Origin of the sequence: Caballeronia terrestris, from assembly GCF_001544515.1 — a bacterium.
Taxonomy (GTDB): Bacteria; Pseudomonadota; Gammaproteobacteria; order Burkholderiales; family Burkholderiaceae; genus Caballeronia; species Caballeronia terrestris.
This window is the reverse complement of record NZ_FCOL02000113.1, coordinates 1-9,449: the sequence shown is the minus strand read 5'-3', so window position 1 is coordinate 9,449 and position 9,449 is coordinate 1. Positions and strand designations below refer to the sequence as shown.

Below are 9,449 nucleotides of genomic sequence, written 5' to 3'. Positions count from 1 at the left end.
TCGTCAACCGTCAAGCCATGCTTGCGGATGATGTCCCGCACTTCAGGGTTGTTCATCAACTCGCCAAACGTCGGCGCCGGGTAGCGGACCTTGCTCAGCTCGGTCGGTGGCGTGCCCCGAGCCACGATCCTGCTGGCGTCGAGTCCCTGCACGGGTGTGCCCGTGCCATCATAGAGCGCGCCATTGAGAACCCGAAAGCGGCCTTCGATGCAGCCGACAAGCGGGCAATCGTTTGCACCATTGTTCTGGACGAAAAGGATATCCTCGTCACCCGTCTGGAAGACAGGAACGTTGGAGGCCCTGAGGAAATGCCCGCGACCATCGGGGCCGCCGATGTAGCGAAGGCTAAAGGACGCTCTGCCTGCGTCACCCCGCACCGGTCGAACCACATCGTATGTCACGATCGTGAAAGGCACAGGACCTTGGCCATTCTCGCCGGACGCGGACATTCGGTACTCGACCTTGCTCACGCGGCTGTGCACAACGAACTGTGCCGCGCCGGCTAGATCCTTGATGTCGAGAGCCATCTTTTGCGCGAATACGGCACTGCCGCTGCTCGAAAGAAAGGCGACCGCCACCGCCATGCGAACGCTTTTAATATTTAGCATGAGTTCCCCCAAGGAAGGTGCTTTTGCATCGAAGCGCAGCTGTATCGGATCGGGTGACGCAGCATTGCTTTTCGCGTCTTGGGTCCTAGACAGTCTCACGGATTCACGTACCTTGGTTACAAGCGTAAGGCGTACCCACCGCAGGGCGTTAGGACAATCGTACTCTCCGAATAGGACGATCTTGCTCACAAGTCTTTTCTATGCCAACGTAATTCGGATTACGAAGGTTTGAGACGATACGATTTGAGTGTGTGCCGTGTTGGCGAAGGCTCTTGTATCTACACAGTTCACTAACGTGAACCGCGGGTGGCCACATAAACAACGGAATCTGCGTAACGTCCCGCGTTTCATGATTGTCGCGTGGTGACGCGATCGAGCAAACCTCGCAAGAGATCAAAGCGGGTGGGTTCGCCTCCGAGAAGCGTCGCGTGATCGTCTAAATCATCAGCGTGTCAGCGCAAAGGCGCGCATGGATGATACTAAAAGTCCAACAGCCTGCATGTTGATGTTGACGACACAGCAACACTTCCGTACCCGTCGAAGGCCAAGCGATCTCGCCAGCAAGTAAAGCGTCAGATTCTCGCGAGAGATGCCCTGCCATCTGAAGCGCCCGCCCGCAGGCCATCACGCGCCAATCGCAAATATTTTCAGAGATATCGAGTTTGACCCTGCGCAGCTGTTTACCTAGCCCGCCGGGGGCGACGGACGCGTTCTCGCAACTGGCATCCTTCGTGCAAGTAAATGTAAGACGGATGCAAATCCTGACGCAGCACCTTATACGCGCATCGCCCTTTCGCGCGTCCAATGTGAAGACCCAACGCGCCCGAATTTGCCCGTGGCATCGTCGTTTCGGTTTCAGGACGGCGGTGTCAGATCAGTGCTTGATTTTGCTGTTCAAATATTCGGCGACCGAAATGCCATACGAGATGCACAAACTGCACGAGATGCTGCGGGGATCGGCTCTTCCCTGGGCGCAGGCGGCCGCCGCTCATCCACGCTTCCATCAAGCGTTTTACGTCATGCACCCCCGCCACATGTCCGCTGTCTGCCGCCTGCTGGTATCCAGCCACTATCCCGGTACAGGCCGGGAGCCGTACCCAAGGGAAGTTCAGCAACACACGAACTTCGCGGGCATGAGTCTGAACCGGCATCTGGAGTCGCACCTCGAGTCCCTTTTGAACGCAGGCACGGGCAACACGAGGCTGTCGGCACGCGTCGACGCTTCCATGGCCAATATGATGCCGTGCTCGCTATGGCGGCTAAATACTATTCGGCGACGGTCCAGTCGGTCTTCCAGGAAGGATCACGTGTGCGAGCGCCGTTCGAGCACCCTAGGCTGCGGCCTCGACATCATCTCAGAACCCGCTTGGCACCCCGCGATCTATCCGCAAAGTGGGGGGTTGATCCAAGGCTACCAATCGCGCGAAGCTGCTGTATCGGAGAGACGCGCAGCGTCCGGCGGAAGCGAAAGAACCATGAGCATGCGATTCGACAAGTGGGGGATGAACACGAGCAGAGGGCCCTCACAGCTTGTCTTCGATATGTGGCCTACGCCCGCTCCGGCAATGCCGGTTCGCGGCACCCGGCCGGGTTGCATGGCTTCCATCCGGGACGATCCAAGACCGCCGAGACATCCAGGTCTGCAGAACAACGCCGCGCCCGCCTTGCCAGTCGGCCGACCGGCGCCTCCCATCCTGCTTGACGCGCGGCCGGACAAGGCCCCCGCTGATGGGCACATCCCCAGAGGAGATCATCGATGATGCTCGATCGACACCAATTGGAAGCCTTTGCAACCGTCGTTGACACACTGAGCTTCGAACGCGCAGCTGAACGACTTAACGTTACGCGGGGTGCGATCTCGCAGCGCATCAAGGCGCTCGAAGAGGCGCTCTCCGCCGTCGTTCTGATACGCGACAAACCCCTCGCGCTTACGTCGGTGGGGGAGGTGCTGTTCAAGCATGTGGCGGCCGTGCGGCTCCTCGAAGCCGACACCTTCGGGCAGATCCGTCCGCACGGCGTCAGCGGCCGCGGCGCCCTGCCGCTCGTCATCGGCGTCGACGCGCACTCGATCGACACCTGGTTCTGTGCGGTCGTGCGGCGCCTGATCGAACGCAACACGGTTGAACTGGAGATCGTCGTAGACGATGCGGACCCCGGGTTTCCGGCGCTGACCCGCGGCGAGATCATCGGCTGCGTGTCTACCGTGCCGCGTCCGGCACGCGGGTGCGTTGCCACGCCGATCGGTGATATAGCCTACCGCTGTGTAGCAAGTCCGGACTTCATCCAGCGTCATTTCGCCAAAGGCTTCTGCCTGCATTCGGCCACGTCGGCGCCCGCGTTGTTGCTGGGGCGGCGCACCGCCTTGCTGGATCGCTATCTCGATGCGGTGTTCGGCGTGTCCGTCGGGCGCTATCGAAAGAATTTCCTGCCGTCTCCGGCGTCCCAACTCGAGGCGATCATAGCGGGCGTCGGATACGGTCTGCTTCCTGAACAGACGGTGCTGTCGCGACTCGCGAGTGGCGAACTCGTCGATGTGCTGCGCCACATGCCTTTTCCGGTGACGCTGTACTGGCACCACTGGCGCGCTGCGCCACCGATTTGCGAATCAATCTCATCAGAGATCATCGCGTGCGGGCGCGAAATCCTGCAGGCGCCGCAGACGCAACAATCAATGCCAGGGTCAGCGCAGCATTGCATTGCCTGGCCCGTCTAGAGCACGCGTAATCGCAAGCGCGTATCCACGAGACGGTCGAACGACCATCGTCGCGGGCAGGTCGGACACTGAACGTCATGTCGCTATACAGAATTCACGCCTACGGCGAACTATTCAACCGGCATCGAGTTGATGCATCGCATCCGCAAAGGTCGCCTAAGCGACGCGCACCGGGCAAGGATGCCACCGGGATCGGTGCCCTGATCCGCGGTGGCTTGCGCATGATGACGCAAGCCACAATGTCGATTTTCTTCTCCAACATCTGCCGCACCCCCGGCCCCGTTGAAGCACGCTGAACGAAACAGGCCACTAGGATCTACCCCGACAGCCCGTTTCGCGTCGTGTGTTGCGCCACTGCTGGTGTCATGCAAGGATGAATCAGGCCTGTTCCGGACCTTTGTGCGTGGCGGCGATCGGGCAAGCAGGCGCACCCTCTTGCGCCGGCTCGCCTTCGAGCTTCGCTCGAAAGTGGCGCGTCGTCGTCCATAACAGCGCCGAACCGGGTAAGGCGAGCAGCAGCGCCATAAAGAGGACAATGTTCTGGACGCCGAGTACCGGCCCAAGGCTTGCCGTGACGACACCCGCGATCGGATACGACAAGGAATTGATCAGGTAGAACGGCCCGATGACCTTGCCGAGATGCTCCGGTTCGATCGCCTTGACACGCTGCGTACGGTTGAAGACGTTGAACCAGGCGACGCCCGCCATCGCCGCGGGAAACGACGTCGCATAGATCCACACGTTGCTCGCCGTGCCCATCCATACAAGGCCAAAGCACATCAGCGCGAAGCCGCAGGCACCAAGGCGATAGATGGACCATGCTTTGAGCAAGCGCGGAATCAACAGCAAGTTCAGGAATCCCAGCAGGCCTGCGCCCGCGTTCATCAGGCCGAAGATGCCATCCGACGCCTGGAACACGCCGGTTATCAGGTACGCATTTGCACTGATCGCAATTGAGAACGCAAGGTTGATCGTGAAATTGACGAGAGCCAGCAAGACCACCGGACGGTTGGCGATCAGTAGCTTCCAGCCGAGCACCAGGTCTTGCCCGATGCGGCTTGTCACGACGACTTTGCGCACGCCCGACGGCATGTCGCGCCAGCACACGGCCGCCAGCGCGAACGCGCTCGTGCCAACAAGCAGCAGCGGCAACTTGCCGAGCCAATGCGCCAGACCTGCGGCAAGGACGGGTCCGAGCGCCCGCGCGAGTAGCTCCCCGTTCTGCACAAGCGACTGCAGGCGCGATAGCGTGTCGCCCTCGGCCAGAGCCGGCACCGTCTTTTCGACCGACATCCGGATCGGCGCCATCAGCGCAGACAGGAAGGCGCTGTTGACCATCAGCGCAATGATCGTGACGGATGGCGCGAACCGACAGGCGGCCACCGCGACGAGCAGGCATAGCGCACGGGCCACGTTCGCATCGAGGAACAGCCTGCGTCCGCCGAATCGGTCGGCCAGCATGCCCGCGAACGGATACGCCATCAGCGCCGGGACCCACTCGACGGCGAACGCGATGCCCGAATAGGCGACACTCCCGGTTTCCTGGTAGATGATCAAGGGGACCGCGAACATCACCGTCTGCTCAGCGACAATGCCGAGCATTAGGCCAGCTGCGAACCAGCGCAGGCGCCTCGCCCTGCGCACGTCGATGGGATCAGATGACAAGGGCGGTCTCCTCATGCTGTCCTTCGCGGGCCTCCAGTTCGCGCACCACCGGCAGCACGTGCTGGCAGAAGCGCCGCATCTCGCCGCGCGTGGGCCAGCCGGAGAAAATGAACTCGCTGACGCCAGCCTTCTTGTATTCAATGAGGTACTGCGCGACTTCGCGATAGCTGCCGACCACGCAGAGCGCCGGACCGCCGCGGTAAGCCACCGCGCCCGACCACAGCATCGGCGACAGCCAGTCTTTGGCCGCGCCTTCGGCAAGGCGAAACGAGGTTCTGACCGCCTCGGAGTCGCAGTTCTTCACGAAATCGCGAACGTTCTGCCGGTGCTGCTCGTCTGGGTTGACCATCATCGCCTCGAGTTCAGCCAGAGCCTCGGCACGTGTCTCGCGCGCCAGCACGTGCATGCGGATGCCGACGTCGCGCCCCGAACTGAACACGTGGCGGCTGGCGGCCGCGATGCCCTCGGGCGTGTCGCCGTAGCGCAGCCAGCAATCGCCCCAGTCGATTGCGCACTGCTGCGCTTGACGCGATGCGCCGCTCAGGTACAGGCGCGGGCGCTCTCCATCCTTGTAGGGCAGACCGAGCTTGGCGTCCGTGAAACGGTAGTGTTCGCCTTCGTGCGAGACGGGCGATTCGCCGCGCCAGAAGCGATGCAGGACCGAAAGGTACTCGTCGGTTCGTTGGTAGCGGTCGTCGTGCAACAGGTAGTCGCCGTAGTACGCCTGTTCCTCCGGTGAAATACCAGCGACGATATTCAGCGATATCCGCTTGTTCGACATCCACGATATGGTGTTGACCACCTGCGCGAACAGCGTCGGCGGCAGCAGCCCGGGCCGATATGCCAAGATGAACGTGACCTTCCTCGTTTCCCGCACGAGCGCGCCAATCAGCGGGAGAGGGTCCGGCAAGTGGAAGCCGATTCCCATCAACAGAGAGTCGATTCCCAGGTCTTCCGCCTCCTGGACGAAATCAACCATGCCGTCCAGATTCAGCTCGTTCGCCAGATCCTTTTCCGACGCCTTGGTATTGCCGTCGCCCCGTGGGGCGCACCAGTGGATTCTTAAGGGACGCATCGTGTTGCTCCGCTTGATCGTTGAGGTTAAAACGAGCTTAGGCGGGGCAAGTGCAGCGCGGCAAGCGGCCAGTCACTCATGCCACAAACTCTAACCGGCAGATACTTTGTCTGAACGAGGCGTGCCGGCGGCCTGTTGTCTTTGCTCAGGATCGGAAAGCATTTCTCAATACAGATACGCTTACCTGAGAGCAGTTTTTCTATCGATGGATTTTCTTACGCACCGTCAAATTCACCGACACATACGCTTGCTCGATCGATCCTGATCTACATTGAATTCACGGTCACTCGGTGAGCGATCGACTGAATGATGACAGGAGCGAGAACATATGTTGTGTCTCAAAGACAAACGCGTGGTTGTATTTGCCGAGGGCTGCTTCGGCCCGGTGACAAGCAAAGTCGCCACCTCTTACCTGCGATACCGCCATGCCGATTGCGTAGCGGTCGTCGACAGCCGCATGGCGGGAAAGGATGTCGGCGTCATTCTTGGCTATGGCCATGGCATCCCCATCGTCGACTCGCTCGAATCGGCACTCAGATTTGATCCGCAGATCCTGCTGATCGGTGTGGGCCTGTTCTCCAACGACTTGCCCATCGCATGGCGCTCGCAGATCGCGCTGGCACTCAAGCGCGGCGTCGACGTGGTGAGCGGCCTGCACTTTCGCATCGCAACCGACCCTGAATTCAGCGCTCTCGCTGCGGCGTCCGGCAGCCGCATCTGGGACACAAAGGAGCCGCCCGAAGTGCTGGCCACCAGCGCGGCCAGGCTCGGCGACATCGACAGCTTTGTCGTGCACACGGTGGGCAGTGACTGCCGCGTCGGCAAGAAGACGAGCGCGATCGAGATCACGGAAGCCGCGATGCGCAAGGGTTTCAATGCTGGCTTCGTGGCCACCGGCCAAAGCGGCATCTATATCAGCGGTACAGGCGTCGCGGTCGATGCCGTGCCCGCCGACTTCATCGCGGGCGTCACGGAAGCGATGGTGCTCGAGTCGGCCACCGAGCATGACTGGATCATCGTTGAAGGGCAGGGTTCGATCTCGCACCCCGCCTACAGCGGCGTGACGCTCGGCCTGCTGCATGGTGCGATGCCTGAGGCGCTCGTACTCTGCCACGAGGCGGAACTCGAGCACCACAAGGGCTGGCCCAATGCGCCGCTGCGTCCCCTGAACGAACTCGTCGCGGTCTATGAGCAACTGGCGTCGTACCTGCGGCCCGCCAAGGTCGTCGGTGTCAGCGTGCATTGCGGGCAACTGAGCCGCGAGCAGGCTGCCGAGGTGGTCGCACGCATCGAAAGAGAGACCGGCTTGCCGACTACTGACGTCATCCACTTCGGTGCGGACAAGCTCGTCGATGCCCTCGCGGCGCATCGCCGCCGACTCCTGGCCGAGCGCGATGGCACGGCGCGTCCGGCCAGCCCGGCTCGATGCGCTCACACCCGCGACGACGCCGATTCGGTGTCGCCATGTCCACAGTAACAATGCAGAGGGAGCAACCCCACATGAACGGTCATCCGAACCTGTTGCACGTCGAGCCTATCCGTACGTTGGCCGGCCGTGCCGTCACCCCGTCGTCCAAACCGGAAACGCAACGCGCCATTCTGGCTGCAACGCTGGCGCGCGGCCGATCCGTGCTGCACAACGACCTGCGCTGCGTCGAGACGAGCACGATGAAGAACGCGTGCCGTGCCGTCGGTGCGGTGATCGAGGACAAAGGCGGCTACCTCGAGATCCACGGCGTAGGGCGCGACCTGCGCCCGGACCGGCGCGTGATCGACGCGCTCGGCTCCGGTCTGGTCTTTCGCACTTTCGCTGCGCTGACCTCTTTCGCACCGTCGCCGGCCGTCATCACGGGGGACGCGATCCTGCGCGGCCGGGTCATGAAGCCGCTATTGGACGCGCTCACGCAACTCGGCGCGCGCATCGACTGCGTCGGCGAGGAAGGAAAGGCGCCCGTCGTGAACTGGGGCGGCGGCTTCAGGGGCGGACGGTGCGTCGTGCCGGGCAACGTCAGCTCGCAGTTCATCACCGCGATCATGTTCGCCGCGCCGATGGCCGAGTTGCCGACCGAAATCTCGATCGAAGGCGAAATCCTCTCGGTCTCCTACATTCGCCAGACGATCGCGGCGCTCGAGCGTGCGGGCGTGCGTGTCGACGTGGCCGATGATTACTCGCTGATCCGCGTGCATCCAGGGGAGTACCGCCCGGCCGAGTACCGCGTGAGCGGCGACTACACCTCGTCTTCGTACCTGATCGGCGCCGCTGCGATCTTCCCCGGCACCACCGTGCTCGAGAACATGAACAGCGAGAGCCTGCAGGGTGAGTACGCCATCATCGACGTCGTGCGAAAGCTGGGCATCGAGGCTCACTTCGACGATACGCACAACCGGCTCACACTCATCAACCGGTTACCGCAGCTCGCCGGCGACTACGAGTTCGACGCGAGCGACTGCCCGAACATCGTGCCGACGCTCGCGGCCATCGGTGCCTACGTGAAAGGGAGCTTTCGCGTCGTCGGCGGGTCGATCACGCGTCTGCACAAGTCACCCCGCATCAAGGCGATGGTGAGCGAGCTCGGCAAGCTGGGGGTCGACATCAGGGGCCTGTTTAAGGGCAGTGTCTACGACGGCTTCGAAATCCATGGCCGTGGCGAGGACTACGCCGGCGGCGTCCAACTCTCGAGCTGGGGCGACCACCGCATCTTCATGTCGCTCTTCGTCGCGTCGCTGCGCTGTCGGCGCGCGAACCTGCTCGAAGGCTATGGCGATGTCAACTGTTCGTTCCCCGACTTCTTCACCCAGTTCGCGCGCCTCGGAGTGCAGTGCCACGAGGTCGGCGCAAACCGTGCGCAGGACAGCGAACCCGCCCTGCTGCAGGAAGCCTGACTCAACCAGGAGAACCATGATGATCACCGATCAACAAGCCCGATTCTATGCCGACAACGGCTATCTGGTCGTCAAAGAACTCTTCGGGTTCGAGCAGATCCGCCTCGCGCACGCAGCGATCGACGAATTGCTGAACCCCGGCAACTCCGACAAGCCTTACGAGTTCGAACCACGCGACGGCACTACCGTGCGCCGGATCTGGTCGCCGACGAAGAAGCACCAGGTGTTCCGGCAGATGGCGAGCGACCCCTTGCTGCTCGACTGCATCGAGCGGCTGATTGGGGGGAACATCCTCTTCCACTACAGCAAGCTCAATATGAAAGGGCCGCGGGTGGGCAGCGTGGTCGAGTGGCACCAGGACTTCTCTTATTACCCGCACACCAACGCCGACCTGCTCAGCGCGCTCGTTTTCCTCGACGACGCGAGCAAGCAGAACGGGTGCCTTCGCGTGGTGCCGGGCTCGCACCGCGGCGGGCTGCGGGCTCACGAGGTAGACGGTTACTTC

The 9,449-nt window shown here is 62.0% G+C and carries 8 protein-coding genes; 4 read left to right on the top strand and 4 right to left on the bottom strand.

The window, feature by feature from the left end; translation table 11 throughout:
* Both AWB67_RS32720 and AWB67_RS42385 read right to left on the bottom strand, forming a co-directional pair.
* Nucleotides 1-608: hypothetical protein (locus AWB67_RS32720; protein WP_087660186.1), on the bottom strand; the 608-nt coding region annotated here is incomplete at its 3' end.
* Nucleotides 609-1,477: 869 nt separating this feature from the next.
* Complete coding sequence (locus tag AWB67_RS42385) at nucleotides 1,478-1,759, bottom strand: hypothetical protein (RefSeq protein ID WP_235025468.1); 282 nt, start codon at nucleotides 1,757-1,759, stop codon at nucleotides 1,478-1,480.
* A gap of 605 nt (nucleotides 1,760-2,364) precedes the next feature.
* On the opposite strand from AWB67_RS42385, the gene argP reads away from it, so the two are divergent.
* Complete coding sequence (gene argP, locus AWB67_RS32715) at nucleotides 2,365-3,321, top strand: HTH-type transcriptional regulator ArgP (protein WP_235025467.1); 957 nt, start codon at nucleotides 2,365-2,367, stop codon at nucleotides 3,319-3,321.
* 378 nt (nucleotides 3,322-3,699) lie between these two features.
* Here the strand turns inward: argP and AWB67_RS32710 are convergent, their stop codons facing one another.
* Both AWB67_RS32710 and AWB67_RS32705 read right to left on the bottom strand, forming a co-directional pair.
* Nucleotides 3,700-4,986 (bottom strand): MFS transporter, encoded by a 1,287-nt coding sequence (locus tag AWB67_RS32710; protein ID WP_235025466.1) that lies wholly within the window; start codon nucleotides 4,984-4,986, stop codon nucleotides 3,700-3,702.
* Nucleotides 4,976-6,061, bottom strand: a complete 1,086-nt coding sequence (locus AWB67_RS32705) for an LLM class flavin-dependent oxidoreductase (RefSeq protein ID WP_087660184.1) — start codon at nucleotides 6,059-6,061, stop codon at nucleotides 4,976-4,978. Before AWB67_RS32705 ends, AWB67_RS32710 begins: the two co-directional genes overlap by 11 nt.
* 352 nt (nucleotides 6,062-6,413) lie before the next feature.
* Between AWB67_RS32705 and AWB67_RS32700 the strand changes: the two genes are divergently transcribed.
* The 3 genes from AWB67_RS32700 to AWB67_RS32690 all read left to right on the top strand — a co-directional run.
* Nucleotides 6,414-7,538 carry an N-acetyltransferase DgcN family protein gene (locus AWB67_RS32700; RefSeq protein WP_235025465.1) on the top strand — a complete coding sequence of 375 codons (1,125 nt, stop codon included), beginning with the start codon at nucleotides 6,414-6,416 and terminating at the stop codon, nucleotides 7,536-7,538.
* A 23-nt stretch (nucleotides 7,539-7,561) separates the two neighbouring features.
* Entirely contained in the window at nucleotides 7,562-8,944 is a 1,383-nt protein-coding gene (gene aroA / locus AWB67_RS32695; RefSeq protein WP_087660182.1) for a 3-phosphoshikimate 1-carboxyvinyltransferase, read from the top strand.
* Nucleotides 8,945-8,960: 16 nt separating this feature from the next.
* On the top strand, nucleotides 8,961-9,449 hold a 489-nt coding region (locus tag AWB67_RS32690; RefSeq protein ID WP_235025464.1), incomplete at its 3' end, for a phytanoyl-CoA dioxygenase family protein.